Annotated in this window: 1 pseudogene; it reads left to right on the forward strand. The window is 51.5% G+C overall.

Going from position 1 to position 227, the window contains the following annotated elements:
- Positions 1-227: pseudogene (locus tag J3481_RS14575) on the forward strand (cation transporter); the annotation flags it as partial.

Consider the following 227-nt stretch of genomic DNA (forward strand, 5'->3'; position numbering starts at 1 on the left):
CCTTTGGTGCTGATAGCATCATCGAACTGATCGCCGGAGCAGTCCTTCTCTGGCGTCTGACGATTGAAGCACGCGGAGCTAGTTTGGCGCGAGTGAATCTTGCGGAAAAAATTTCGTCTTGGGTTGTTGGTATTGCCCTGCTGTTGCTTGCGGTCTATATCGTGGTTGCATCGATCGATAAGCTTTGGACGCATCAAGGAGCCGAGTCCACCTATGTAGGAATTGGC

Source organism: Alicyclobacillus fructus (assembly GCF_017329605.1).
GTDB lineage: Bacteria > Bacillota > Bacilli > Alicyclobacillales > Alicyclobacillaceae > Alicyclobacillus > Alicyclobacillus fructus.